Annotated in this window: 28 protein-coding genes and 1 pseudogene; 17 read left to right on the top strand and 12 right to left on the bottom strand. The window is 38.4% G+C overall.

Annotated elements, in window-relative coordinates; genetic code table 11:
• Window positions 1-92: 92 nt before the first annotated feature.
• Entirely contained in the window at window positions 93-1,121 is a 1,029-nt protein-coding gene (locus FFM51_RS05525; RefSeq protein ID WP_137597646.1) for a 2-keto-3-deoxygluconate permease, read from the top strand.
• A gap of 190 nt (window positions 1,122-1,311) precedes the next feature.
• On the opposite strand, the gene FFM51_RS05520 is transcribed toward FFM51_RS05525, so the two are convergent.
• The 3 genes from FFM51_RS05520 to FFM51_RS05510 are packed head-to-tail and all read right to left on the bottom strand — an operon-like array spanning window position 1,312 to window position 3,883.
• A complete protein-coding gene (locus FFM51_RS05520) occupies window positions 1,312-2,193 on the bottom strand; it encodes an aldo/keto reductase (RefSeq protein WP_137597645.1) in 882 nt (293 codons plus the stop codon).
• 21 nt (window positions 2,194-2,214) lie between these two features.
• Entirely contained in the window at window positions 2,215-3,171 is a 957-nt protein-coding gene (locus FFM51_RS05515; RefSeq protein ID WP_170999577.1) for a phosphoglycerate dehydrogenase, read from the bottom strand.
• Between the two features lie 40 nt (window positions 3,172-3,211).
• Window positions 3,212-3,883: an endonuclease III domain-containing protein gene (locus FFM51_RS05510; RefSeq protein ID WP_223875900.1), complete on the bottom strand. Its 672-nt coding sequence runs from the start codon at window positions 3,881-3,883 to the stop codon at window positions 3,212-3,214.
• Between the two features lie 152 nt (window positions 3,884-4,035).
• Between FFM51_RS05510 and FFM51_RS05505 the strand changes: the two genes are divergently transcribed.
• A complete protein-coding gene (locus tag FFM51_RS05505) occupies window positions 4,036-4,482 on the top strand; it encodes an Hsp20/alpha crystallin family protein (RefSeq protein ID WP_137597643.1) in 447 nt (148 codons plus the stop codon).
• A 348-nt stretch (window positions 4,483-4,830) separates the two neighbouring features.
• Here FFM51_RS05505 and FFM51_RS05500 read toward each other — a convergent pair whose 3' ends face one another.
• Window positions 4,831-5,016: a hypothetical protein gene (locus tag FFM51_RS05500; RefSeq protein WP_137597642.1), complete on the bottom strand. Its 186-nt coding sequence runs from the start codon at window positions 5,014-5,016 to the stop codon at window positions 4,831-4,833.
• A 45-nt stretch (window positions 5,017-5,061) separates the two neighbouring features.
• Window positions 5,062-5,595, bottom strand: coding sequence for a VanZ family protein (locus tag FFM51_RS05495; protein WP_137597641.1), 534 nt, complete (start codon window positions 5,593-5,595; stop codon window positions 5,062-5,064).
• A gap of 270 nt (window positions 5,596-5,865) precedes the next feature.
• Here FFM51_RS05495 and FFM51_RS05490 point away from each other — a divergent pair, with 270 nt between their 5' ends.
• Window positions 5,866-7,227 (top strand): amino acid permease, encoded by a 1,362-nt coding sequence (locus FFM51_RS05490; protein WP_137597640.1) that lies wholly within the window; start codon window positions 5,866-5,868, stop codon window positions 7,225-7,227.
• Between the two features lie 252 nt (window positions 7,228-7,479).
• On the opposite strand, the gene FFM51_RS05485 is transcribed toward FFM51_RS05490, so the two are convergent.
• Together FFM51_RS05485 and FFM51_RS05480 are read right to left on the bottom strand one after the other, a co-directional pair.
• Window positions 7,480-8,436: a Dyp-type peroxidase gene (locus tag FFM51_RS05485; RefSeq protein ID WP_137597639.1), complete on the bottom strand. Its 957-nt coding sequence runs from the start codon at window positions 8,434-8,436 to the stop codon at window positions 7,480-7,482.
• Window positions 8,437-8,679: 243 nt separating this feature from the next.
• Window positions 8,680-9,132 carry a Fur family transcriptional regulator gene (locus FFM51_RS05480; protein WP_137597638.1) on the bottom strand — a complete coding sequence of 151 codons (453 nt, stop codon included), beginning with the start codon at window positions 9,130-9,132 and terminating at the stop codon, window positions 8,680-8,682.
• 155 nt (window positions 9,133-9,287) lie between these two features.
• Here FFM51_RS05480 and FFM51_RS05475 point away from each other — a divergent pair.
• Both FFM51_RS05475 and FFM51_RS05470 read left to right on the top strand, forming a co-directional pair.
• A pseudogene (locus FFM51_RS05475) lies at window positions 9,288-10,052 on the top strand (MFS transporter); the annotation flags it as partial.
• Between the two features lie 80 nt (window positions 10,053-10,132).
• Window positions 10,133-10,849 (top strand): hypothetical protein, encoded by a 717-nt coding sequence (locus tag FFM51_RS05470; RefSeq protein ID WP_137597636.1) that lies wholly within the window; start codon window positions 10,133-10,135, stop codon window positions 10,847-10,849.
• On the opposite strand, the gene FFM51_RS05465 is transcribed toward FFM51_RS05470, so the two are convergent.
• A complete protein-coding gene (locus tag FFM51_RS05465) occupies window positions 10,846-11,307 on the bottom strand; it encodes a CinA family protein (RefSeq protein ID WP_137597635.1) in 462 nt (153 codons plus the stop codon). The two genes, FFM51_RS05470 and FFM51_RS05465, sit on opposite strands and share 4 nt — an antisense overlap.
• Window positions 11,308-11,573: 266 nt before the next feature.
• On the opposite strand from FFM51_RS05465, the gene amaP reads away from it, so the two are divergent.
• The 9 genes from amaP to FFM51_RS05420 all read left to right on the top strand — a co-directional run bounded on the left by amaP (window position 11,574) and on the right by FFM51_RS05420 (window position 18,171).
• Window positions 11,574-12,116 (top strand): alkaline shock response membrane anchor protein AmaP, encoded by a 543-nt coding sequence (amaP, locus tag FFM51_RS05460; RefSeq protein ID WP_137597634.1) that lies wholly within the window; start codon window positions 11,574-11,576, stop codon window positions 12,114-12,116.
• 14 nt (window positions 12,117-12,130) lie between these two features.
• Window positions 12,131-12,322 (top strand): DUF2273 domain-containing protein, encoded by a 192-nt coding sequence (locus FFM51_RS05455; RefSeq protein WP_137597633.1) that lies wholly within the window; start codon window positions 12,131-12,133, stop codon window positions 12,320-12,322.
• A 13-nt stretch (window positions 12,323-12,335) separates the two neighbouring features.
• On the top strand, window positions 12,336-12,737 hold the full coding sequence (locus tag FFM51_RS05450; protein WP_137597632.1) for an Asp23/Gls24 family envelope stress response protein: 402 nt from the start codon (window positions 12,336-12,338) through the stop codon (window positions 12,735-12,737).
• Window positions 12,738-12,773: 36 nt separating this feature from the next.
• Window positions 12,774-13,025, top strand: a complete 252-nt coding sequence (locus FFM51_RS05445; protein WP_137597631.1) for a GlsB/YeaQ/YmgE family stress response membrane protein — start codon at window positions 12,774-12,776, stop codon at window positions 13,023-13,025.
• 20 nt (window positions 13,026-13,045) lie between these two features.
• Window positions 13,046-13,894, top strand: coding sequence for an SDR family oxidoreductase (locus FFM51_RS05440; protein WP_223875899.1), 849 nt, complete (start codon window positions 13,046-13,048; stop codon window positions 13,892-13,894).
• 580 nt (window positions 13,895-14,474) lie between these two features.
• Window positions 14,475-15,821, top strand: coding sequence for a hypothetical protein (locus tag FFM51_RS05435; protein WP_137597630.1), 1,347 nt, complete (start codon window positions 14,475-14,477; stop codon window positions 15,819-15,821).
• A gap of 14 nt (window positions 15,822-15,835) precedes the next feature.
• Complete coding sequence (locus tag FFM51_RS05430) at window positions 15,836-16,219, top strand: LPXTG cell wall anchor domain-containing protein (protein ID WP_170999576.1); 384 nt, start codon at window positions 15,836-15,838, stop codon at window positions 16,217-16,219.
• A gap of 17 nt (window positions 16,220-16,236) precedes the next feature.
• Entirely contained in the window at window positions 16,237-16,944 is a 708-nt protein-coding gene (locus tag FFM51_RS05425) for a WxL domain-containing protein (RefSeq protein WP_137597628.1), read from the top strand.
• A gap of 156 nt (window positions 16,945-17,100) precedes the next feature.
• On the top strand, window positions 17,101-18,171 hold the full coding sequence (locus FFM51_RS05420; RefSeq protein ID WP_137597627.1) for a WxLIP family cell surface protein: 1,071 nt from the start codon (window positions 17,101-17,103) through the stop codon (window positions 18,169-18,171).
• Window positions 18,172-18,460: 289 nt separating this feature from the next.
• Here the strand turns inward: FFM51_RS05420 and FFM51_RS05415 are convergent, their stop codons facing one another.
• Window positions 18,461-19,612 (bottom strand): baeRF6 domain-containing protein, encoded by a 1,152-nt coding sequence (locus FFM51_RS05415; RefSeq protein WP_137597626.1) that lies wholly within the window; start codon window positions 19,610-19,612, stop codon window positions 18,461-18,463.
• Window positions 19,613-19,765: 153 nt separating this feature from the next.
• Between FFM51_RS05415 and FFM51_RS05410 the strand changes: the two genes are divergently transcribed.
• Window positions 19,766-20,737: an asparaginase gene (locus tag FFM51_RS05410; RefSeq protein ID WP_137597625.1), complete on the top strand. Its 972-nt coding sequence runs from the start codon at window positions 19,766-19,768 to the stop codon at window positions 20,735-20,737.
• Between the two features lie 10 nt (window positions 20,738-20,747).
• The gene (locus FFM51_RS05405; protein WP_414691954.1) at window positions 20,748-21,281 is read left to right on the top strand and encodes a DNA-3-methyladenine glycosylase I; all 534 of its coding nucleotides are present in this window, start codon (window positions 20,748-20,750) and stop codon (window positions 21,279-21,281) included.
• 144 nt (window positions 21,282-21,425) lie between these two features.
• On the opposite strand, the gene FFM51_RS05400 is transcribed toward FFM51_RS05405, so the two are convergent.
• The 3 genes from FFM51_RS05400 to FFM51_RS05390 all read right to left on the bottom strand — a co-directional run bounded on the left by FFM51_RS05400 (window position 21,426) and on the right by FFM51_RS05390 (window position 23,779).
• On the bottom strand, window positions 21,426-22,379 hold the full coding sequence (locus FFM51_RS05400; RefSeq protein ID WP_137597623.1) for a DUF5692 family protein: 954 nt from the start codon (window positions 22,377-22,379) through the stop codon (window positions 21,426-21,428).
• A gap of 91 nt (window positions 22,380-22,470) precedes the next feature.
• The gene (locus tag FFM51_RS05395) at window positions 22,471-23,028 is read right to left on the bottom strand and encodes a TetR/AcrR family transcriptional regulator (protein WP_137597622.1); all 558 of its coding nucleotides are present in this window, start codon (window positions 23,026-23,028) and stop codon (window positions 22,471-22,473) included.
• A 22-nt stretch (window positions 23,029-23,050) separates the two neighbouring features.
• The gene (locus FFM51_RS05390) at window positions 23,051-23,779 is read right to left on the bottom strand and encodes a hypothetical protein (RefSeq protein ID WP_137597621.1); all 729 of its coding nucleotides are present in this window, start codon (window positions 23,777-23,779) and stop codon (window positions 23,051-23,053) included.
• A 141-nt stretch (window positions 23,780-23,920) separates the two neighbouring features.
• On the opposite strand from FFM51_RS05390, the gene FFM51_RS05385 reads away from it, so the two are divergent.
• Window positions 23,921-24,697, top strand: a complete 777-nt coding sequence (locus tag FFM51_RS05385) for a (S)-acetoin forming diacetyl reductase (protein ID WP_137597620.1) — start codon at window positions 23,921-23,923, stop codon at window positions 24,695-24,697.
• Window positions 24,698-25,021: the final 324 nt, after the last annotated feature.

Here is a 25,021-nt window from a genome sequence, read left to right as displayed (position 1 = left end):
TTTAAAGCTGCCATTGAATACTACTCTTTTTATTTATCACCATTTGTGAAAACGCTATCAAAATTTAATGATTGGAAATGAGGAAAACTAACATGAAAATCAAACAAAGAATTGAAAAAGTACCAGGTGGAATGATGGTAGTGCCACTATTAATTGGAGCAATTGTCCACACTTTTTTTCCGACTGCTGACAAAACGTTTGTTGGTTTCACAGGTTCATATATGACGGGAACTTCTGCAATTTTATTTGTCTTTTTCTTTTGTGTTGGAACCAACATTAATCTTAAATCATCAGGTAAAATTGCAGCGAAGGGGATGTCGTTGTTATTGGTTAAAGTTTTGTTTGCGGCTTTGTTAGGAGTAATCGTCAATATGTTCTTACCACGAGCAGGGATTACTACTGGGGTGTTTGCTGGTTTTTCCGTTTTGGCGGTGATTGCATCATTCAACGCTGCTAATGGAGGATTGTTTGTGGCTTTGATGTCAACGATTCCAGATCGTGAAGTTGATGTAGCTTCATATCCATTTTTTAGTGCTCAATCTGGTCCATTTTTCACCATGATTACATTGGGTGTTGCCGGGATTGGCCAATTTCCATGGCAGGCACTGGTATCTACTTTAATTCCATTTGGAATTGGGATGTTACTAGGGAACTTAGACCCAGATCTAAAGAAAATGTTTTCACCCTTACAAGGAGCACTAGTTCCTTTCTTTGCTTTCACGATTGGGTTCAGTCTCGATCTACAAATGATCATGAAATCAGGACTTGTTGGGATCTTGATGGGATTAGGTGTGGTATTTATTTCTGGCTATGTACTGTATTTATCAGATCGATACATTGTTCGTTCCGATGGCTTAGCAGGGTGGGCAGCTTCATCAACTGCGGGTGCTGCTGTAGCAGTACCACTAGCAATTGCAGAAGTAAATCCAGCGTTTGCACCGATGGCTAATTCCGCCACAGCGATTGTAGCCACTTGTGTGTTAGTTTCAGCCGTATTAACGCCAATGGTGACAATGTGGTATTACAAACGATTAATGGCCAAGAAAACCGAATCAGTAGTGGTGGAACCACAAACTGAATTAACGCCGCAAGATAATAAGGCTAGACAAACAATTGATTAAGTTGTTTTAAAGCAAATAAAAGACTAGTTCAAAGCAAGGTGGCTTTTGAACTAGTCTTTTTTGATGGCTGGAACGTGTTCCATGAGGCAGATCCTTGCGCTTAGCCAAAATTAGGTAATGCTCCCAAACCCTGGGCTCATCACCTAATTTCCGCTAATGCTCAGAATCTAACCGCCTCGTGTCACACTCCCTATGCCTTCATAATCCTATTCGGATCTCCATCCGGATTGCCATACCATTGATAATCATTATACCAACGTGAATGGTGTTCTTCATTTAATTGATTAATTTGGTTCATTTCATCCGCAGTTAGGCTGAAGTCAAATATGTCTGCATTTTCTGCAATTCGCTCTTCATGGACAGATTTTGGAATTACGATGACATTAGACTGAACTGCCCATCGCAGAATCACTTGCGCAGCCGTTTTTTTATGAACCGCTGCTATTTCATTGAAAAGAGGTAATTTTAGTAATTTTCCATTGCCTAGTGGCGACCAGGCTTCAATTTGGATACCTTGTTCGTGGCAGAGATCAACCACAGCTTGTTGATGAATGAGCGGATTAAATTCAATTTGGTTGATTGCTGGTTTGATAGTTGCGTGCTCCAATAAGTCAGTTAAACGTTCCACATCAAAGTTACAAACACCAATTGCACGTGCTTTGCCAGAACGGTATATTTCCTCCATTCCACGCCAAGTTTCGTTATACAAGTTGTTGACAGGCCAGTGCATTAGGAGTAAATCAACATGGTCGGTTTGCAGTCGTTCTAGCTGACCATCAATTGCATCAATACTGGCTTGATAACCTTGATCGCCACTATAAACTTTAGTGGTAATAAATAAGTCATCACGGTTTTTCCCGGCAATTGTGAGACCACTTTTGATGCCGAAGCCAACACCGGCTTCGTTGCCATACTGTTTGGCAGTATCAATTAAGACGTATCCGTGTGAAATTGCCATTCCAACTGCGGTGGCAGCTTCTTCGTTACTTGCTTTCCAAACCCCGAGGCCTAAAACAGGAATCTTAACGTCATTATTTAGTGTTATTTTTGGTTCTAACGCTTCGTTATGCATTCACAGGAGCTCCTTTTTGTCTTAATAGCCCTTAGTTAAATCGACTTGATTATACTTGAAGGTTCCATCTTGTAAAAACTGGTGGAGATTGGGTAAAAACAATTCGAGTTGTGTTTTCTTGAAATGACGAATGACACCAGTATTATGTGGTGTCATCAGTACGTTGTCGATAGACCAAAACGGACTATTTGATGGCAATGGTTCGGTTTCAAAAACATCCAACGCTGCATGACTTACATGACCGTTTTTTAACGCAGTAATTAGCGCATCTGAATCAACGGAAGGACCACGGCCAACGTTAACAAACAAAAATAAATTTTGGAAGTGATTGAAGAAGTTGGCATCATAAAAGTGATGAGTTTCATCTGTTAATGGCAATACATTAATAATGACATCTGATTGCCAAACGCTAGTGTCTAGTTGATCTAGTGCAATGGTTTCATCAAAGTATTTGACGGGATGACCAGAAGTGTTAACGCCAAGGGTATGACCGCCAAAAGCTTGTAATAATCGGCCAATTTGTTGCCCGATATGACCTGTACCAAAGACAACATAGTGATAATCACTGATAGTTGCTGCTTGAGTCTCAGCGTTGGTTTCCCAATAATGTTTTTCTTGGTTTTTACGAGCAATGTCTAAACCACGGACAAAGTGGAGCACATAGGCTAATACAGACTGACTGATTGAAGTAGCATGAATTCCACTCGCATTGGTCAAATTAATTCTCAATTTAGCAATAGTTGCTAGTGGCAAATAATCAACACCAGCTGAAATAGCATGAATCCATTTTAATTTTGAATTACTTGTATTTAACAACTTATTACCAATATCAGGTTTCCAGCCATACAATATTGTGATATCGGCTGCGGCTATTTTGACATCTAAATCTTCTGGTTTAAAAACATTAACATTTAAATCGGTCAATAAGTGGACTTGATCATCATTAATTGGTGAAACAGCAAGTAAATTTTCAGACAAATCATTCACACTCCTTAAATATTTGTTTCTATTATACCATTTAATATTTTGGAAGAACCAATTGATATGGTGCTAGGAAACTACTAGACCAATTTTTTAAATTTGTCTTACCAAAGTCGTCTAATAGTCCGTGAAATTCTTGAAACTCAGACAAAGTTAAATTTAGTTCTTGTTCAGCGATCGTTTTTAATTCAGCATAGTTAGAAAACTGAGCTGAACCTAAATGATTAAAAATTCGTCGTGTGTAACTGTCTGCAATAAATACTGGTTTATCCAAGCAATATAACAAAATTGAATCAGCAGTTTCTGGACCAATGCCAGGTAATTTTAAAAGTTGTGCTCGTAATTTAGCAGTTGATTGCAATGATAATATTTTCCAGTCGAAGTGGGCTTGAGCTAACCACTCAAATAGAGCAGTAATACAACGAGATTTGTTTTTGAAAAAACCACTTGGTCGAATTAAGGTCTGTATTTCTTCGATAGTAAGAGCGTGAATTTTTTCAGGTTGTAATTGGGTTGTTCGACGTAAATTATCCAGTGAGTATTCGACGTTCTTCCAATTAGTATTTTGAACGAGTACTGCACCAATTGCGATCTCAAATTTAGATTCTCCGGGCCACCAACCTTGGGGTCCCATTTGGTCAAACATGATTTGATAAAGATTTTGAATTGTAATGGTAGTCAAATAAACACTGCTTTCTGTATTATGCAAACATAAATTTTCATTTACTTACTTTGTATTATAACATGCGTTACAAATAACTTTTTAGCAGTCTTTGAGTTAGAGTGCTAAATATTTGAATTTATTACCCAAACTGACTATCATAATAATTGAACAAGGAAATAAGAAAGGAAGTTTTAGATATGGCAAATGAATTACAAAATCGGCGTAACGATCTATTTGGTGACTGGAATGATTGGTTCAATGATGGTATTTTCTCAAACCTAGGTAAGGCTTTCTCTTCAATGACACCACAAAATGGTTCCATGAAGACGGATGTAAAAGAATCCGATAAAGACTATCAAGTTAAGATTGATTTACCAGGGTTCGATAAAAAAGACATTCATCTAAACTATGCTAATGATATGTTAGCTGTGACTGGTCATCGTTCCAGCTTCAGTGACGAAAGTGATGATAAGGGTAATTTAATTCATAGTGAACGTCAATATGGTCAGGTAAGTCGTCAATATCGTTTACCAGATGTTGATAAGGAAAAGATTTCAGCTAAGTATGAAGATGGAGTATTGAGTTTGGTATTACCAAAGTTAGATAAGCCATTGGACAATGATAGTCATATTGAAATTGAATAGAGCGTGAACAACCGCGTTAAGAAACCGGAGCACAACGGTAAAAAAAATAGTAGATTCAGTCCTTCGAACTTTGAAGGACTGAATCTACTATTTTTTTTATTGTTGTGTGCAGGTTTCTGCGGTTGTGAACGCGTTTTATCAATTAAAATCGCGGAAGTCCTTCGAACTTTGAAGGACTGAATCTACTATTTTTTTTATTGTTGTGTGCAGGTTTCTGCGGTTGTGAACACGCTTTATCAATTAAAATCGCGGAAGTCCTTCGAACTTTGAAGGCCTGAAGCTACTATTTTTTTATTGTTATGTGCAGGCTTCTGCGGTTGTGAACGTATTTAATAATAATTAAATAAACTACTTTTCTTCAATAGGGTCTAAGTGTTCTTTAATCCCATTTGGAAAATCAGCATCGATTTCTCGTAAAATTGGGAGTAAATAATTAATGTAGGTATGATAAGCTTCAACAGGCTTAGCATCTTTAGCGTTAGCACTAGTCAATGCTAGTGCGATTTCATGTGCACGTTGTTCATTTGTAATCATGTATTATTCACCTCGGTACTGACAGTGTAACAAACATTTCATCAATCAGAAAGTCACTTTTAATTTTTCAATCAATTGTTTGACTGGCGTCTTGTTGAATAACCAAATAATTATAATTCCGATCCAAACACCAACAGCGTTAGTGATTAAATCGTCAATTTCAACCCAACGGCCGAGTTGGACAAACCAGTTAATGATGAATTGAGTTGTTTCTAAAGTTAAGCCAGTGAATAATCCGAACAGAAAAATTGATTTCATGGTCTGAGGATGCCAAATTAACGCATAGTAAATTCCGGCGGGAATAGTCATTACCACGTTGAGCCAAAAGGCAGTATCCATAGCTTGAAACGGAACTAAATTTAAAATGATTCCATGAATCAAAAAGTAATGAATTTCATGGGTTGGTGAAAAAGAAAATGGGGCAGGCGCAAAACAAATACGACAAATAAAGTATAGATAAATCCACGCCGTCAATAAGGTAACTTTTTGCCAAAGCGTATCTTGCTTGCGCTGAATTATCTTAATTAAAAATATAACCAAGATAATGGAAATAATGATAAACGGAACCCAAACTTTCATATTGGTTTATTACTCCTTAAATTGCTACTAACCATCATACGTGAAACTGGTGAAAATTTCTATTATTTTAAATTTAAGTTGAGAAATGTAAATAAAATGAAAAAAGGGGTAACTGCTGATATAACAACTATTAAGTAACTCGAAAGTGAGAATCTAATGAAATAAAATTGGCACTATTACCCAGTTTTGCGATATAATTTTTACTATGCACTGGTTGATCAATGTTTTGCTTTCGCAAAAATGTTAGAAAAAAATGAGAGAAGTGATCAAATGGCTGAACAAGAGACCACGGAACTAGCGCGAAATTTGAAAAACCGGCACGTACAATTAATTGCGATCGGTGGTACGATCGGGACCGGCCTATTCCTAGGGGCTGGGCAATCAATTCATTTAGCAGGACCATCAATTTTAGTGGCTTATATTGTTACTGGATTAGCATGCTTTTTACTAATGCGTGCCTTGGGAGAAATGCTGCTTTCAAACTTGGAGTATCGATCATTTATTGAAGCAATTAGAGAATATTTAGGCGATACAATTGGATTTGTTACTGGTTGGACGTATTGGATCTGTTGGGTTACGATTGCGATGGCCGAAATGACCGCAATTGGCATTTATGTTCGACTATGGCTTCCATCGGTACCCCAATGGTTACCTGGATTAGTGATTTTAATCATTCTACTAGGTGTTAACTTGATTACGGTTGGAGCGTTTGGTGAAGTTGAATTTTGGTTTGCACTGATTAAGATTGTAGCGATTATTGGATTAATTTTAGTCGGAATTGTTTTGTTGTTTATGAACTATAAGACGCCTAATGGACATGCATCTGTGATGAATTTAGTTAATCATGGTGGCTTTTTTCCAACTGGAATCAAAGGATTTTTATTATCATTTCAAATGGTTGTTTTCAGTTTTATTGGAATTGAGATGGTAGGAATGACTGCTGCCGAAACACAAGACCCTGAAAGAGTTTTACCCAAAGCAATTAATGATATTCCAATTCGAATTATCATTTTTTATGTGGGCGCACTATTTATTATTATGAGTATTTATCCTTGGATTGACTTACAGCCTTCTCAAAGTCCGTTTGTTATGGTTTTTAAGGACATTGGCATTGCAGCAGCAGCTAGTGTAATCAACTTTGTTGTTATTACAGCTGCCGCGTCTGCTTGCAACAGTTCACTATACACAACTGGTCGGATGCTGGCAGAACTAACAATGGGATCCAAAAATCCACGCGTTAAGCGAATTAGTAAGCTGTCAAAACACCATGTACCCGCTAATGCCTTAGTTACTTCAACGATAATTATTGCTGTATCTGTTTTGTTGAATTATTTAATTCCAAACCAAGTTTTTACCCTGGTTTCTAGTGTTGCAACAACTTGTTTCTTGTTTATCTGGGGTATTATAATTTTGGCACATTTGAAATTTAAGAAGACAAAAAAGGGTAAAGAATCTACGTTCAAAACACCATTTTATCCGGTTGCCGATTATTTAATTTTATTCTTCTTAGTTGCTGTTGCCGTTATTTTATGTTTCAAGAGAGAAACATTAATTGCATTGATATTATCGGTTGTTTGGTTTGTAGCTTTGTACATCATGCAGCGAAGAAAATCCAGCATTAAGACAAAATGATATATACAAATAAATTGTTTGTGTATCGCAAATTTAATTAATAGAAATAGAAATCTCCCATTAGTTTGATGAAAAATCGGCTGATGGGATTTTTATTTGCAGCGACGCGTTAATTGTTTTGGGTAAAAATCGAATGTTAACAAAAAATATGGTGGCCTTCAAATTATGAAGATCACCATATTTTTTAATCGTTACACGCAGACTTTCGTGATATTAATACGTGAAAATATTTTCGCTATTTTTTGTAAAGGCCTATTCAAAACTACCATCAGCAATTTGTTCTAGTAACTTTCGAGAAGGAATGAAGAATAACTGACCTGACAAAATACTTGAAAATGTTAATAAAAAATCTGATGTATCAAGCATTTGCTGTAGCATCAATTTAGTAACTTTCCAGTGTCTTGAGTAACCCATAAAGTAGGTACCAGTGTTGCCAGAAGCAGGATCTGAGTAAGGGACATTCATCCGGATGATTTTTTGTTCTTCACCATCGACTTCTATTTTAGAGCTAACATTGTGCGCATTGTGGTACTTGTCATCGTCGTCAAGTTCTAGATCAGTAAATTTTTCACGGCCAACTGCCTTTTCTTGTTCCTCAGTCTTAAGATGTTCCCAAAAATCCATGTTATGGTGCCATTTTTGAGCGAAGGCGTAAGATCCATTAATGAATTGCGGATCTTCGTCTCCAACAATTGCATAATCGGCAGCATCTTCAACTGCAGGAGCTTCAGTACCGTCAATAAATCCGATAATTGCGCGACCTTCAAAGTAACGAAAACCTTTTGTCTCATCGACAACATCAGTAATGTCACTTAAAAATCGGCGAAATTGAGTTTGGGCCTCGTAGACGACAGCTTCATTGTTAGCACGGATATGAAAGAAAATATCACCTGGGGTGGCTGGCATTTCGTACTGACCACCAGTAAGTCCAGTGTAAGTTTCTAATTCCTTTGGTTTGGGAGCATTTGGAAATAGGTAGTCCCAAGCATTATTGCTAAAACCGAATGCAACTTTCAGACCTGAATCGGCTGCTAAATGTGAATCTCTGATGCGAAGTGATCGAATGATGGCCTGAGATCGATCAGCAAATTCTCGAATTGCCGCTCTATCAGCCACTGGATTTTCACGTTTTAATTTCAAAACAGTAAATTGAACATGCTCGCCAACATCTTTCCAAACATCTTGTGCATCACGTACATTAACTGGCATGGTGGGGCCTCCTAATAAATAAAGTTTGAGCCGAGGCGGTTAATATTGCTAGTTTAGCCCTAGGCATTTACCGCGGTGAATACGACTCGTAAAAAATAAGCCGGGGCACAAGCCCAAAACACTTTCCCAGTAAAAACATTCTGAAAAAGTAGAACCAAAATCATTATCCCGAAATAAATATAGCAAAAACAAAACGCTGCCTTAGTTTGAGAAAAAAATGATTAATGGTAGTTTATAATAATTCTAAATCAAATGCAATTTATGCTGACACTCAGGGCAAATACCATGAATCTCTACGTGATTACCAGTCACTAAATAGCCGGACTTATCACGTGTTGTTTGTTCTAATGACTGACTAATTTTTGCGAATTGATCATCAAAAACGTCGGTAATTTTACCGCAATTGTCACAAACAACGTGGTAGTGGGGATGACCAAAATAATCAAAATGAGTACTACCATCGCCATTTTTCAGTTCGATCACCAAACCATGATCTACAAATAGCTTTAACGTGTTGTAGACAGTGGCAACACTAATGTTATCGACATAATCCTTCAGTGCTGAAAAGACGGTCTCCGCACTAGGGTGGTTGTGGTGTGAAATGAGATATTGCAAAATTATCTTGCGTTGAGGGGTTAAACGAACTTTTTGATCCCGAAGTTCAGCCATTGCATGCTGGTAATCGTCATTTGCCATAGTAGTTATCATCTCCTAATTTAAAACTTTGCTTCATTAAACCACTAATTTAGAAATATTCCAAGCTTTGTGACCACAATTGTGAGTTGCCTTGCATTCTGCAGTGAATCGATTACAATGTAATTAATAATGATTCTAAATAGAAGGCGAATAATATGGCAAAGAGTATTGATCAGCAGGGGAAACAATATAGCCGATTTTGGTTTATTTTTACGTTGTTAGCGGGTACGTTTACGATGTCTATTAGTCAATCATCGTTGTCGACAGCATATCCAACATTGATGCGTTATTTCAATTTACCAGCGTCAACGATTCAATGGCTGACGACTGGTTTTATGCTGATTATGTGTGTCACAATGCCAATCAGCCCTTGGTTATTGAGTAATTTGCGTTTCAAGCCGCTGTTTTTAAGCGTACTAGCAATTTTTGATATTGGTACGTTAATTATTGTGTTATCACCAACGTTTTGGTTAATGATGGTTGGTCGAATTATGGAGGCCATTGCTGTAGGGGTACTGTTTCCGTCATTTCAAACGGTCCTGCTTACCATTACAAAAAAAGACCAGCGCGCAACGACGATGGGAGCCGCTGGACTGGTGATGGGTTCTGCGCTAGCTTGTGGACCAATCGTTTCAGGGATTGTGCTGAACTATTTTACATGGCGGGGACTATTTGTGGTCTTTATGGTAATAATTACTGCAGTCTTTTTGTTGGCAGGTAGTGGGTTCATTAGAAACGTAATGCCATTGCATCCGGCAACGTTAGATTTCTTGTCGGTCATTTTATCATTTGGATTGATTGGTATTTTGTATGTCGTTAATCAAATTGGTAGTAAAAATGTAAATTGGACGACAAACAGCCTAATTTTAATTGTCAGTTTACTGGCGCTGGTAACGAACTATATGAAACAGTTGCGCGTTGTTATCGTACTGTATTTAATGTCCAACGTCGAAAAAAGTCTAGCTTCGAAGTTGAATCGCTTTGTGTCATGTTGATTGGGATGAGTGTTTTTAATAGTACAACAAATGTGGTTACTCGTTTTTCAGCCATTTATCGGGCTAATAAAACGACATTAGCAAAAGTTGTGCGTGAATTTGAACGCACTATTTTTCATGTTTTAGGAATCCAACCAGATCAATGGTCATTTGAGTTAACTAAGTCAGTCTTTGATTTATGTGCGCAGTTATTTTGTTTTCAAGGGCACCTGGATGAACTGGATAACAACTATGCTAGTTATTATCAGCAGCATTTTTTTTCGCGTGAATCACAGTTTGTCGTTCAACAAATTATTCAACAAATGCAAAAAACTTCGCGGCCTAAGCTTAATGAATTGGTTCGTGCAAATGCTGAATTTTTAGTGTTACGGTTGCATCTGATTATTCGTGAATTTCGGTATCAAGAAGAACACGAGTTGTCAGTGGGCCTAGACACAACGTTTGATATTGAAGTTGACCATCTCATCAGCGAGTTAATTAGGACGCCCTTTAAAAGTGAACTTCAGGTCAATATTTCTAGTTATCAACCTGGTAACTCCTATGATTTGATTGTGACTAATTATCGCAGTAAGCCGTATGATGATGCCAAGATGAGTTATCAGATTACCAGTTTTGGGACTGAGAGTGATTTTCAAAATATTCATCATTTAATTAAGGATCGCTTTTACCGACAAACTCGAATTAGTTCGGTACTACCACCGTTAGACAATAAAAACATTTAAAATACGTGTTGTGCTATCAGTTCGATGCCGGCCTGGCATGATTGGTCCATAATTTCAGTGGGAGTTCCAGTAAAGTTGAAATTAGCGGACCAAATTTGATTTGCATAGGTGATGCCAATCCAAACCCGACCAACGGGTTCGCCATCCAGACCAGTGGGACCGGCAGCGCCAGTAAACCCTAAGGCAACATCTACATCTAATAATTTTTGCGTGCTGATGGCCATAGCCTCAGCCGTTTGGGCACTAACAACGCCATATTGTTTGATTAGACCGGGATCAATTGTTAGCAATTTTGTTTTTGAAATGGTTGAGTAGGTAATAAAACCACCGGGATAGACCTGACTAGCATGCTTTGTAGCGGCGATATTAGTTTGAAAATTACCGGCAGTTAAGCTTTCAGCAGCTGAGATAGTTAGCCGTTTCTCTGCAAGATTGGTTGTTAATTGGTCAAAATCCATATAATCCTCCTTTTGCTATTTAGGGCAGTTACAATTTAAACGTAACAATGAAAAAGAAGCTTTTCAACTGATACGAATCAGACCTTTAAGATAATCATAATTTAGTTAACACTCCAGATTTAACACCTAATCTGGAGTGTTTTACTTTACTCATCTATTTTAAAATTGTTATGCTAATTATAAGAATAAGCAAAGGTAGGTGGTTGATGGTTGATATTGTGTCTTAACTAAAGTTACTTGAATAACCAAGAAAGTGAGGTGAACATATGTCGCGATTTAAAAAGTTCATCTGGGGTTTGATGGGATTACTATTAATTGTACTAGCTGGGATTCAACTGGTGTTGATGTATAATTTTGGGAGTCTAACCACCAGTCTGCAAGTACTGATGGACAATGAAATTAGCTACTATATTCTCACTGGATTGTTGGTACTAGTATTTCTGGTCGGTTTCATAATGTTGATTAGCGCGATTGTTGTTCCCAGCTGGGGCCGACTATTATGGTTGCAGCAAGATAAAGGACGACTAAAGATTTCAAAAACGGCCGTAATTAGCCTAGTTCAGCAAAGCCTGGCGCAACATTTTAATTTGACGGAAGTTGTTGTTAGCCCGAAGCTGATTGACCGGCAAAAACAAATTGAGCTAAAGGTACAGGCGGTTACGTTCAACACCAGTAACCTAAGCGAACAAGGTAATCAGATTCGTACACAAATCGTTAACGATATAGAAAATTACCTTGGTGTTCCAGTCAAACGGGTTAATTTACAGTTGAAGCAAGCAGCTAAAGGACAGAAAGTACCAGTGATTTAAGGTGGTGGAATAAAATGAAACCAACAGTTTATCTAAGCTTACTGGGATTGATAATTAGTACAACCTGGGTCGCATTTGGTTTCTTCCAAATGATTTTCATTGTTTTGTTAACCCTCGTTGGCTTAGCAATTGGAGCTTGGCTAGAAAATCGTCAGTTTAGTTTTAAACAATTTTTACGCCAAATAGTAACTAAAGTCACTCAATGAGGAGGAATTACTCATGGATCAACCACAAACACAGACACAAGAACCAAATAAGAAGTTAACATTTGAGGATGACGTGATTAAAAAGATTGCGGGCATCACTGCTGATGAAGTCGAGGGTATTGTATCGTTAGACGGTAATGTGTTCACTGAACTAACTGAAAAAATTACCTCTGGTGAAGATAAAACTAAGGGAATTGAAGTTGATGTTGGTGAACAGCAAGTAGCAATTAATATGGATGCAACAATCGAGTATGGCCGTAGTGCACAAAAAGTATTCGACCAGGTCTTTACAAGGGTAAAGTCATCGATTAAAGAAATGACTGGTCTCACACTGGTTGATTTTGAATTACACATTAATGATATTAAAACCAAAAAAGAATTAGCAGATAAACAAAAAGAGCAACAAAATAGTTAGACGACAAGTTGGTCAATAATAGAAAGGATGAGTGCAATGTTACATTGGTTATGGGTTGCGATCGTTGGAGCGATTATTGGTTTGGTTGCAGGTGCGATTACTAGTCGCGATGTACCGTTTGGTTGGGTTGGAAATATTTTAGCCGGGCTGATTGGGGCTTGGCTGGGCCAGGCACTTTTTGGAACATGGGGACCACAACTGGCTGGAATGGCCATCATTCCAGCGTTGATTGGCGCCATAATTTTAGTCTTATTAGTTTCTTGGATATTAGGCCGACGCAAAAGCTGATTGAAAGGATGTGATTATTGGTGACAGACCGGAAACCAAAAGAGAATTATTTAATTAACGACAATAGTTCTAATGTTGATCCGATGCCAGAAATTGATCATCCTACGTATCAGGCCAGTAACAAATTATTAGATAAAGTGGCAATTGTCACGGGTGGAGATAGTGGCATTGGAGCAGCTGTAGCGTTGTTATACGCTCGCGAAGGTGCTGATGTTGCAATCGTGCACTATGAATCAAGCGAAGATGCTGAATATGTTGCCGAACGGATTGAAGCAATTGGCAGGCAGTCGATGATCTTGCAGGGTGACATTGGTGATTCAGCTTTTTGTCAGCAGGTAGTTGATTCTGTTATTGATACATTTGGGCACATTGATATTTTAGTCAATAATGCTGGTGAGCAACATTTACAAAAGCGCGTTAATGATATCAGTGATGATCAATTAGAACGAACCTTTGAAACCAACTTCTTTGGTAATGTTTATCTAACTCGTGCAGCCATGGGAGAGTTACGCGGTTGTGGCACTATTATTAACACTACTTCAGTGACAGCTTTTAAAGGTAATCCTGAGTTGATGGACTATGCAGCTACTAAAGGTGCCATTGTTGCTTGGACTCGTTCGTTATCTAAGAATGAAGAGATCTTAGAACATAAGGTCCGAGTTAATGCAGTGGCTCCGGGTCCAGTTTGGACACCATTGATTCCAGCAAGTTTCCCAAAGGAACGGTTAAAAAATTGGGGCCAAACACCACTGGGTCGCGCTGGAAAAGCTTACGAGCTAGCACCGACATATGTATTCTTAGCATCCGCAGATTCCAGTTTTATTACTGGGCAGGTTATCCATGTTAATGGTGGAACCTACAACGGATAGAGAGTGTGATCAACCACGACTAGAAGTCGGAGTGTAACGAAAAAATAATGGTTATGCATGGTGAACCTCAACCATGCATAACCATTATTTTTATGTTACACGTAGACTTCTGTGGTTGAGAACACGTTTAGTCCACAAAAAATCACGAAGAGTAGCTACAAAAAGAAAGTGCATATTAGATATAAATAGTCCGTACGCGCCATCAAATCAAATTCAACAAAAAAAATCAAAAGAAAGTTGCAATAAAGACGTCGCAACTTCTTTATTTACAATCGTATTGATATGGTGATAAGCAGCCCTAAAACGTCGATATAACAACAATAATTTATGATGCTTGGATACTAAAAACCATTGATTCTAAGTGAATTTTAATCAACTAAATAATGAAATAATTATGGTCCAAATTTGAAGAAATAATGAACTATTAGCCAACAAACGTTGATGGTATGCGCTTTCATTATAAAATCACTGTCACAGATGCTATAAATATGGGAACTGGTTGACAACCACAATAGTCAATCGCCTGATAATATAATGGTGCGGAAAGGATGATTATCCAAAAACTTATGGAGGTGATGATATGCGTAAGATTCGTTACTTGATCGGATTATTCGGAGCAATAATTCTACTGGTTGGTGGTTTCTCACCATTAATAAGCCGTGCGGCAGAAACAGTTAATCCGACACTGATCTTATCAAGTAACACACAGACATTAACAGTTGATGAAACGCACAATGTTACTTTACAAGGACACAATTTGCCCGCTGCTTCAGTAGTAACGATTGATCTTCCAAACGGCTTAACGGTTGATCAGGATAAACTACTTCAAGGTTTGGATGCCAGCAAAGTTCAAGCGACTGTCACAAGTACAAAACTTGAATTAAAACTGGTTGATCAAACTGAATTTTCAATTAATGTACCGGTTAAGGCGACACAGGCAGGCGAATATCAGTTACAAGCAAGCTTAAATGCAACTGCATTAACCAGCAATGAGTTAAGTTTTACAAGTAGTGAAAATGAGTCATCAACGAGTAATCAAACAGATGATTCCACCAAGGAAACTACTGGTCAAGAAACTACTCTCGACCAAACATTAGCTAGGTCGGCTCGTTCTGGTGGTTTCAGAGTAACCAGTGATCAGACTGTCGCCGGCGGAGCACTAACTTATGTTTACTACTACAATAATAATGTTGGACTTACAATGACCGGAACAGTAATTGATCCAGCTGCACAAACATTATATGTTGGGTATTCAATTTCAGAGGGTGCTGCTAACGTTAAAGCATTAGGAACATTTAACACTTCTGGTGGTAGTAAGGCGGATAAGTACTCGTATACGATCCCAGCGTCAGCCTTTCCCGCATTTAACGACACAAACTACGGTAAAGTTTATAACTTTAGATTAGTATTTCAAGATAAACCAATTGGTCAAGTAGGAACTTCTATTCCAGTAAACCTACGACTTGTCTATGCTAAAGGAACTTTATCAATGACGGCACCTAGTGAAATTAATTTTGGTGATCAGATCGACCCTGACTTTACTGCAAAACCAACTTTAATGGGAACCGTTGCTAGTGGGGATGCATTAAGTGTCATTGATACCCGCGAATTTGGAACAGCGTTACCTTATAAAAACGGTTGGGCAGTGACAGCGACACTGGGGCAACAAATGACTGGAAAAACAAACAAGCAAACACTAACGGATAGTTTACATTATTTGAATAATGGAACGGATTATACGTTAGGAAGTGCAGCGGTTCCAGTCTATAACTTAAAAAACTCTGCGAAAGGAACGACCAACATTTCCAATACTTGGAATGGCACCAACGGCTTAGCATTTGAACCGGCAGTTGGTCAACCGCAAGCGGGCGAAAGTTACCAAGGTGTGGTGCAATGGAACCTACAAGAAACGCCGGCGAATTCTTAGAAAGGTGGTGTAACGTGTTAGTAAACAGAATCTTCGCGCTCGGATTAGTAGCTGCGAGTAGTGTGCTAATGGTTACGACCCCGATTCGAGGTGACACAATTGATTCACACGCACAGGTGGGATTTACAAAAGCCACTGAAGTGAATCCACCAAATATTCCTGGTGAGGTCGGTCAAGGATCGGAGAGCAGTAATCAAGGTAACCAAAGTAGTCAGAGTAAACCCATCACGATTGGATCAAATCAATCCAATGTAACGCAAACTACAACAGCAACCACTAACCATTATTTACCTCAAACTGATGAACAAAGTGATCGTAAGTTAACATTAATTGGCTATGGTTTAATTGCCATGTTTGTTGCCACATACACATTGAAACGAAAAATAAAATCAAATTAAAATTAGGAGTGATTACCATGAAAAAAGCAACTTTATTAAGCATCTTAGCATCAGGAAGTCTACTATTTTCCACGGCATTACCTACTATTTCAGTAATGGCTGATTCGACAGCAACTTCAAATGCCACAGCAGCATTTAAGGAAAACAATACTAATCCGGTTAACCCAGTTGATCCAGAAGACCCAGATACTCCAGGTGAAAACCCAGGAACTGGTAATAACGGTCCGTTAAGTATTGACTATGCATCGAGCTTCGATTTTGGTACGCATGATGTGCCAACCAAGGACGAAACTTATACTGCAGCCGATGATAAAAATGGTAATGCCAACTATGTCCAAGTTACTGATCAACGTTCCGGTGATCCAAAAGGTTGGACACTTTCAGTAGCGGAAGAAAGTCAGTTGTCTACTACCGGTGGTGACGAATTAACCGGTGCACAACTTAGTTTAGGTACTGGAACAGTCAAGACGACTACTGGTAATGATACAAATGGAAACAACACTGTGTCATCAAAGACTGGTGCAACTCCACTAGCAACTGATGGTAGCAGTTCCACTGTTATGAGTGCTACAGCAGGTGGTGGGTTTGGAACTTGGTTAGATGTCTTTGGTGAAGCCGGCGCATCATCAGTTAAATTAAACGTACCAGTATCTGCTCACCCAGAAGCAGACTCTTATTCAAGTAAGCTTACTTGGACATTGAGTGAGACACCTGGGAATGATTAGAGTTTAAGATTGATTAATGACGTTCGAAGGGATTGACTGTTCCGCTTAGCTACGATAATTACACGATTCAAAGTTCAAATCATATAATTGTCTAGGCTGTGCTCATAGTCAGACATCTTCTCTCACGTACTCAAAATAGAAAAGGGGTGCATCAGCATGCGACGCAAGTTTTGGTTAGTGACAATGTTGGTAGCGATGTTAGGATTGTTTTTATCCATTCCTGTATCTGCCAATCAATTAACATTTGGGGTGCAGACGCACTTGCCAGATAGTCAGGTTGATAAATCAGTTAACTACTTTGATCTGAAATTAAAACCTGGTGCAACAGAAACTGCAACTGTGACCGTTACTAACGGTACTAAGAAAGAAGTTAAAATTAAACCGAAAGTAACGACCGCGACAACTAATTTAAATGGGGTGGTGGAATATAGTAAGGCTGGTAAAACAGACAAAACACTTAAATATAAAATTAGTGACTATGTGAAACCGACTCAAAAAGAAGTTGTTTTGAAGGCCAATGAGTCTAAAGAAATTACATTAGAATTCAAGATGCCTAACAAGCAGTTTAAAGGTGTAATGGCAGGTGGTTTACAGCTCCAAGACCAAAATGCGCTCGCAAAAAAGAATAAGGCTAAATCAGGTACTTCAGTTCAGAATCAATATGCTTATATGATTGGTGTTGTGATGCAACAATCGACCCAAAAAGTTACCCCCCAACTTAAAATGGGATCGGTCAAAGCAACCCAAGAAAACTATCGTAATACGATTAATACAACGTTACGTAATGTTTCCCCGACTTACGTTAACAAGTTATCAGTGAATGCTAAAGTGAAAAAACAAGGCGGTAATAAGGTTGTTTATTCGCAGAAATCAACTAATATGCAAATGGCACCCAATTCTGTTTTCCAGTTTCCACTCCGTTTGAACGGCGAGAAATTGAAAGCCGGAGATTACACAATGGATATTGTGGCTAAATCGAAGGGGCACACTTGGCACTTTACAAAGAACTTCACCATTTCAGCAGACAAGGCCAAAACTTTGAATAAAAAAGATGTCTCTATTCAAAAAGATTACACTTGGCTCTACATCACGATAGGCTTCCTCGTCCTAGCAGTGATTGGACTGATTGTATGGTGGATCATGCATAAGAAGATGAAAAAGCAAGCAGAAGAAAATGCGGCACTGAGAGCAAAAATAAATAGTGAGCATAGCAACGAATCAAAATAGAATGTTCATATAAGCTAAAGGCCCTGATAACAATTGATAGATGCGAATTGTGCGTTTATTAATTGTTATCAGGGCCTTAGCTCTAGACATCTGGTCTTATGAACACGTTTCGACAATAATGATAGTAAGGATGTTTATGCTCATATTTAGTTTGCGATTTTTACTGATTAAATGTGTTCGCAACCACAGAAGTCTTCGCACAGCATAAAAATAACGGTTATGTATGGCTGAGATTCACCATACATAACCGTTATTTTCACGTTGTGCTCTGACTTCTAACCGTGGTTGCTCATACTCTGTTTTTGGCGTACCGTAGTATTGCAGCTGCGCTTGATTGAGTTGGCATCTGGTCAGCTGGTAGCGTAATTACTCTGCCACCCCGCAGGATGGTGAAGATTGCTAAGTCATTTAGTAAGTTATTTTGATCAGCTTCGGGGGTGTTAGTGATTAGGTTACCATCATCTAACAATAATCCTCTAGCACTGGAGTCTGCTCTGATGATTAACTGTTCTACTTGATGATTCATAACTGGGTCGACGATATCATACGGATCATCTAACATCAGTTGTTTTGAGGTAGCCTGGTTGCAGTCTTGTTTTAAGTTAGCAACGATGTCTTCAAACCATTTGGGCATTAAAGCAAGAACTTGTTTTTCAACTTCATAAAAATCTGTTTTTGCTGGAGACAGATCGAGGTGCAACTTGTCATCGATTAAACCGGATTTAGCGACTTGTTTGAAAATAGTTTGGTTTTCTGGTAAACCAAATAAGATAACTTTTCGCTGGTCGTATTGTGCAAAGTTAGTTAAGACATAATCAGCTACTTGCTGGTAGTAATTAACTTTATCTTTTTGCACCTCAGCACTTTTTTCATTATGACCGTGGAATGCGCCAAATGATGGTTCATGACCACGAGCGGTCACATTGACTGATTTACCATCGATTTCTTCACCAAGAGCTTTAGTTAGTGTGTCTGGTGCATCGGCCGGAAGATTGATAGGCATTAGATGATGTTGATCACCACGATAAAGGATGAATGAATCATGATTTAACGCGAGAACCAAGTAATTAAATTCGAGTTCATCGTTAATAATTGGTAGAATATTGGGGCGGTGTGAAATGGAAACATGATCATCAAATTCACGATTAGAATGATAGGTAAAGACCTGATGTTCATTTCCAATTAAAGCAATGGTTTTACCAGTACCACTCAGCCAAAAATCATTGTTGTCCTGATATTCAGCGAATCGTGATTGATAGTTTTCCCAATTGGCGTTTGGAAATGATTTACTCATCATTGTGGCCGCCATTTTAAGCAAGTTTTTAAAGGTTAATTTTGCCTGATTAACACTGGCAGGTTCACTAGGCCGCTTAATTAGCAGAGTTAAGAATGGACCGTTATTGGCATGAAGTAAATTTAATAATTCAGTATTAGTTTGCATACGATAACCTCCGTTTGTTTTAAAACTGAGCAGCTAGTCTATAACCTTAATTTAACATATAACTTATTATTTTTTAAACAATATGGTTATGAATGTGCATATTTAATGAAAAACATGAAAAGAATTCGTATTTAATATTTAGGAGTGAGCGAAATGAAAAAAATTTTAATTTTACATACTGGTGGCACTATCTCAATGCAAACAGATCAACATGGCTCAATTGAAACTAGTGCAGTTAATCCATTGGTACGGCAGACTCCACAGTTAACTGATCAAGTTTCGATTATGCAAGAGGAAGTTTTTAACCTCCCATCACCGCATATGACACCTGAGACGATGTTAACACTGGCCCAACGAATTCAAGCAGTTGCGGCCAACTATGATGGCATAGTTGTAACTCATGGAACGGATACACTAGAAGAAACGGCTTATTTTTTAGATTTAACGTTGCAGGTTAACTGCCCAGTAGTTGTTACAGGAGCAATGCGTTCATCTGATCAAACTAGTGCTGACGGGCCAGCTAACATTAAGGCGGCGACAATGGTGGCTGCTAGTGATAAGTCAGTTAATCAGGGCGTGTTGGTCGTGCTCAACGATCAAATTTTTGCGGCCCGGTTTGTAACCAAAACTCACACGACTAATTTGGCAACGTTTCAGGCACCCCTTACTGGACCACTAGGAGCCATCGCCGATGAGCAGGTGACATTTTTTGCGCAAGTACCGCAGCAAACATCCGTTCAAATTGATCATGTAACGGATAAATTGTACTTATTCAAGGCTTTTGCGGGGATGAATGCTGATTTACTAAACCTAGTTGAACAAGCAGGAAGTAACGGGATAGTTATCGAAGGCTTTGGGGCAGGTAATTTACCACCAACACTAATACCAGCAATAAAGCGATTGATTGCTAAAAATGTACCTGTAGTGCTAGTGTCACGCACTTTCAATGGTTCTGTTGCGCCAATTTATGCCTATGAAGGTGGTGCCAAACAACTGCAGGAATTGGGAGTTATTTTGAGCCATAATTTAACTGGTCAAAAGGCAATGATCAGATTGCAGGTTGGTTTAAGCGCTGGATTAAATGGCTCTAGATTAACCGAATATTTAAAAAATGAGGATAATTAAAATGACAGAAATTAAACGTCCAGATTGGGCCACTAGCAATCCATTAATGCAAGAATATTATGATAATGAGTGGGGTATCGAACTACATGATGAACGAGCATTATTTGAAATGCTGTGCTTGGAAACCTATCAAGCAGGTTTGAGTTGGCAAACCGTCTTGAATAAAAGGGCGGCATTTGGGGATGCATTTCATCATTATGATATTGAACAAGTTGCTCAAATGACGGATGAGGAGATTGAAACGCAGCTGAACAACGAGAAAATTATTCGGAATCGGTTAAAATTAAATGCAACGGTAAATAATGCGCGCGCGATTATCAAACTACATGTGGCGGGCCAAATGTTTGATGACTATATCTGGCAATTTGTTGATCAACGCCAGCAGCGTTTAGTTGTTAAAAATGATGCGGATTTACCAGCTCAAACTAGATTATCTGTCCAAGTCTCAAAACAGATGAAAAAAGATGGATTTAAATTTGTGGGTCCAGTGACGATTTATTCATATCTGTTAGCAGTGGGAGTGGTCAATGCGAGAATAGATTAAATTTATGTGAATCTGAATATCTTAAAATAAGTTTTGGATATCAAAAGGCCATTCTAAGATATTTAAAAATATCTTAGAATAGCCTTTGCATTTAACAACTTTGTTATGTTGAATAAAGACAAATTAGTATTTATCCAAATCAATTTACGAATCAAAAGAAACATGTTTTGGTATTTTGGGTAGAGACGAGTCATTGAGAACTTCGTCGTGGGCATTCAAACCTGCATAAACATCATCTTTAAGCGGATTACGACGTAGTTTGATGATTCGATATAGATGGTAAATCAAGACAGCCACGTTGGCCGCTAATGCAATTGCACTGACAGTCATCAATGCAGCATTACTATGAGAACTCTGGACTGCAAACGATGAGTTAGTAACGAATGTTGGATAACTCATTGTGAACATCATCCAGAAAGCTAGTGTTTGAGCACGATGTTGTAGCCAGGCGCCACGTTTAATGAAGAATGCGGGGATGGTACAAGAGATTAGTAAAGCTGCACCAGCATAAAATGAATGATCACCAACACAGTTGTAGACGTAAGCAAAATTCCATAAATCGTAGGCGATAATCCATGGCCAGATCTGATCCGGCCATAGCATGTCTTTTTTATGATCTTTGCCGATCACAATGCCCAACCAACCAGAAATAGTAATAATATTGATGATACCGGCAATTCCGTTCATGACATTCCACGGGCCACCATTCATAAAGACCCCATCAACCATGCCATGCAAACTGGTAACTTGAAAGTCACGGGTAACTGCTTCTAAAATATTGATTGCTAAAATTAGCGGTGGAAAAGCAAGAGCCCATTTATTGTGTTGTAATTTAGGGACAAAGCGAATTGCCATGAAGCCCAAACAACCGGCTAACGCAGAGTAAACCTTGACCCAGTGAAACCATGTGCCAGTACTACTACCAGCTCCAGCGGTAGTCGGCCAGAGAAACAGGGTCAATGAAATTGGCAGGAGAATGAATAAAATAAGGGCAATCCATTTGTTGGCACGAGCCAACTCGTTTAATCCAATTAGTGCACCGATAACTAATAACCAAACTAACCAATCAATTGCTGAAATATCTTGAAATAAAAACATGGTCACAACCTCCTTATAGTTTTCTACAAGTTAATTGTAATCGCTTACACAAGGAACTAATATGGACAATTGATCCCTTTTGCCCAAAGAATCATTCCATTTTAAGTCCATTTTTGATTGTATGAGCGATCGTACCAGTCATCATAATCTCAATGCGTTTTACCATCGTATCTTTTGTGTCATCCAATGAATGCACCAGCCATTGAATGACTTGGATGACCAATGCCCAACCGTAAAAATTTACAATTGAAGCTTGTAACTGCGTTGAAATATGTGGATTGATATCAATTACCACGCCACGCACCATGTCACTAGCAACTTGGTATAAAAAATTATCAAGCAAATCACGTCCCACTGAATGGAAAGTATGTAGACAAAATTGTTGGTTAGTGGCGATGTAGTCCAATAATAAGCGGTAACCATCTTGCCAGTTTGAAACTTGTTTGTAGGCGGCCAACTGCGTCACAATTTCTTGATGATAAATCCAGGCCAACAGTGCATAAACATCATCAAAATGATAGTAAAAAGTATTGCGCGTTAAGTTTGCAGTTTGGGTTAACTTATCAATTGTAATTCGCTCTAACGGCATTGTTTGCATCAGGTCCTTTAGGGCTGTTGCTAACTGTAACTTTGTCGATTGCTTAGTCATTGCATTTCTCCTGTGTTGGCAACTATAAATAAATTAAAATGATCACGACCAGTTGCCAAAAATTATATCGTAAATACTGATCTTCTAGGTGAGGCCAGTTTTGCATTACTAACCAAGCTGCCACAACTAAAATAATGGCAATAATATGGGCCATGCTGAGTGATTTGAATAGGATTGAAGTAATTAATAACACGCCGCTAACTAGTGAAAATAAGCGGTACCTCCAGTCACGTTTGAGCATAAATGTTGGTGCCAGAAAGAACAAGAAGCTTAGCCACAACGGTATGAGAGCCCAAATGAAATTCCATGATAAAAAATGCGCAATAAAAAAGAAAATCGTGGTGGGGATTATTAGGGTCGCCAATAGGCTATAGATTAGCCAACCAAATTCATTTTGCATTTGAAATGGCTGAATTTGTAATACAAATAGAAATGCTGGTAACAATAGCAACATCAGTAAAATCACAAATTTACCATTAATAACCCCGGAAAAAGCGAGTACAAAACTGGCAATAATTGTTAATAATGAAAACCGATACTTAAATTCTGTACTAAATAGTAATTGAGCACTCGCGGCAACAGTTAGAGAAAATAAAAATAAAAACACGAGGTTGTAACCGTAACTGGCCGTGGAGATTTTTCCCGCGTACGAAACGGGGACATACCACCAGATAATTGATTGAATAATTAATGCGATGATGAGTTGGCGGAAATTAATAGCGCGCCATTGTAATGCAATTGATTTCAGCACAGTAAAACTCCTTTGATTTAAATGATGTCTTTTGAAGTAATTATACCCGAACTAGGAATTAATGAACAATTGAATTGACAAACCGGTCTAGATCATTATAATTGATATTGTGAAAAAAATAACTTGTGAGGATGAAAATACATGTCAGAAAAGAAAGTTGCGTTAATTACTGGTGCTGGTCAAGGAATTGGTGAAGCAATTGCTAAGCGTTTGAACCATGATGGGTTCAAGGTTGCTTTAGTTGGTCGAACAAAGGAAAAAGTTGAACGTGTTGCTAACGAAATCAATGCTGATGGTGGGGATGCATATGCTATTGGTGCAGATGTAGCTAACCGTGATGAAGTTTTTGCAGCTGTTGAAGAAGCAACTAAACATTTTGGCGACTTCAATGTGATTGTGAATAATGCTGGTGTAGCGCCAACAACCCCAATTGAAACAGTGACACCAGATATCTTAAACGACACTTTAGCGATCAACCTTGGTGGAGTTATCTGGGGTATTCAAGCTGCTAGTGCCAAATTCAAAGAATTAGGTCATGGTGGTAAGATCATTAACGCATCTTCACAAGCAGGTCAAGTTGGTAATCCAAACTTAACAGTCTACGGAGCTACTAAATTTGCCATTCGTGGTGTGACTCAAACGACCGCAAAAGAATTGGCTAAATTCAATATTACAGTCAATGCATATTGTCCAGGAATCGTTAAGACGCCAATGATGAATGACATTGCGCAACAGGTGGCTGATAATGCTGGCAAACCATTCGAATGGGGAATGGATCAATTTGCTAAAGACATCGCCTTGGGTCGATTGTCAGAACCTGAAGATGTAGCTGCATGTGTAGCTTACTTAGCAGGACCAGATTCAAATTACATGACTGGTCAATCATTGCTGATAGATGGCGGAATGGTTTTCTCATAAATAAAAGAGCGCAATCAAACGCGTATAGAAACCGGAGCACAACGGTAAAATAAGAGGTACGACTCGAACTATGAGTCGTACCTCTTATTTTAATGTTGTGTGCAGGCTTCTGCGTTTGATTGCGCGTTTAGACAATAAAGATTAGAACTGTGACTCGAACTATGAGTCGTACCTCTTATTTTAATGTTGTGTGCAGGTTTCTGCGTTTGATTGCACGTTTAGACAATAAAGAAGAGAGTATCTTCAGGGAACTGCAACTATTTTTTGAGACAATTAAATAAAAGCAGATTCTAAAAAGTCATTTTGCTTCCGATTAGGCAATCG

It is taken from the genome of Paucilactobacillus kaifaensis (genome assembly GCF_005405145.1).
Classification (GTDB): Bacteria; Bacillota; Bacilli; order Lactobacillales; family Lactobacillaceae; genus Paucilactobacillus; species Paucilactobacillus kaifaensis.
Note: the sequence above shows the minus strand (reverse complement) of the source record. Positions and strands in the feature narration are given on the sequence as shown.

Excerpts from the sequence above, each read along its gene's own strand:
- FFM51_RS05525 (WP_137597646.1), top strand. The coding sequence starts at position 93 with ATGAAAATCAAACAAAGAATTGAAAAAGTACCAGGTGGAATGATGGTA.
- FFM51_RS05520 (WP_137597645.1), bottom strand. The coding sequence starts at position 2,193 with ATGCATAACGAAGCGTTAGAACCAAAAATAACACTAAATAATGACGTT.
- FFM51_RS05505 (WP_137597643.1), top strand. The coding sequence starts at position 4,036 with ATGGCAAATGAATTACAAAATCGGCGTAACGATCTATTTGGTGACTGG.
- FFM51_RS05500 (WP_137597642.1), bottom strand. The coding sequence starts at position 5,016 with ATGATTACAAATGAACAACGTGCACATGAAATCGCACTAGCATTGACT.
- FFM51_RS05495 (WP_137597641.1), bottom strand. The coding sequence starts at position 5,595 with ATGAAAGTTTGGGTTCCGTTTATCATTATTTCCATTATCTTGGTTATA.
- FFM51_RS05490 (WP_137597640.1), top strand. The coding sequence starts at position 5,866 with ATGGCTGAACAAGAGACCACGGAACTAGCGCGAAATTTGAAAAACCGG.
- FFM51_RS05485 (WP_137597639.1), bottom strand. The coding sequence starts at position 8,436 with ATGCCAGTTAATGTACGTGATGCACAAGATGTTTGGAAAGATGTTGGC.
- FFM51_RS05480 (WP_137597638.1), bottom strand. The coding sequence starts at position 9,132 with ATGGCAAATGACGATTACCAGCATGCAATGGCTGAACTTCGGGATCAA.
- FFM51_RS05470 (WP_137597636.1), top strand. The coding sequence starts at position 10,133 with ATGAGTGTTTTTAATAGTACAACAAATGTGGTTACTCGTTTTTCAGCC.
- FFM51_RS05465 (WP_137597635.1), bottom strand. The coding sequence starts at position 11,307 with ATGGATTTTGACCAATTAACAACCAATCTTGCAGAGAAACGGCTAACT.
- amaP (WP_137597634.1), top strand. The coding sequence starts at position 11,574 with ATGTCGCGATTTAAAAAGTTCATCTGGGGTTTGATGGGATTACTATTA.
- FFM51_RS05455 (WP_137597633.1), top strand. The coding sequence starts at position 12,131 with ATGAAACCAACAGTTTATCTAAGCTTACTGGGATTGATAATTAGTACA.
- FFM51_RS05450 (WP_137597632.1), top strand. The coding sequence starts at position 12,336 with ATGGATCAACCACAAACACAGACACAAGAACCAAATAAGAAGTTAACA.
- FFM51_RS05445 (WP_137597631.1), top strand. The coding sequence starts at position 12,774 with ATGTTACATTGGTTATGGGTTGCGATCGTTGGAGCGATTATTGGTTTG.
- FFM51_RS05435 (WP_137597630.1), top strand. The coding sequence starts at position 14,475 with ATGCGTAAGATTCGTTACTTGATCGGATTATTCGGAGCAATAATTCTA.
- FFM51_RS05425 (WP_137597628.1), top strand. The coding sequence starts at position 16,237 with ATGAAAAAAGCAACTTTATTAAGCATCTTAGCATCAGGAAGTCTACTA.
- FFM51_RS05420 (WP_137597627.1), top strand. The coding sequence starts at position 17,101 with ATGCGACGCAAGTTTTGGTTAGTGACAATGTTGGTAGCGATGTTAGGA.
- FFM51_RS05415 (WP_137597626.1), bottom strand. The coding sequence starts at position 19,612 with ATGCAAACTAATACTGAATTATTAAATTTACTTCATGCCAATAACGGT.
- FFM51_RS05410 (WP_137597625.1), top strand. The coding sequence starts at position 19,766 with ATGAAAAAAATTTTAATTTTACATACTGGTGGCACTATCTCAATGCAA.
- FFM51_RS05400 (WP_137597623.1), bottom strand. The coding sequence starts at position 22,379 with ATGTTTTTATTTCAAGATATTTCAGCAATTGATTGGTTAGTTTGGTTA.
- FFM51_RS05395 (WP_137597622.1), bottom strand. The coding sequence starts at position 23,028 with ATGACTAAGCAATCGACAAAGTTACAGTTAGCAACAGCCCTAAAGGAC.
- FFM51_RS05385 (WP_137597620.1), top strand. The coding sequence starts at position 23,921 with ATGTCAGAAAAGAAAGTTGCGTTAATTACTGGTGCTGGTCAAGGAATT.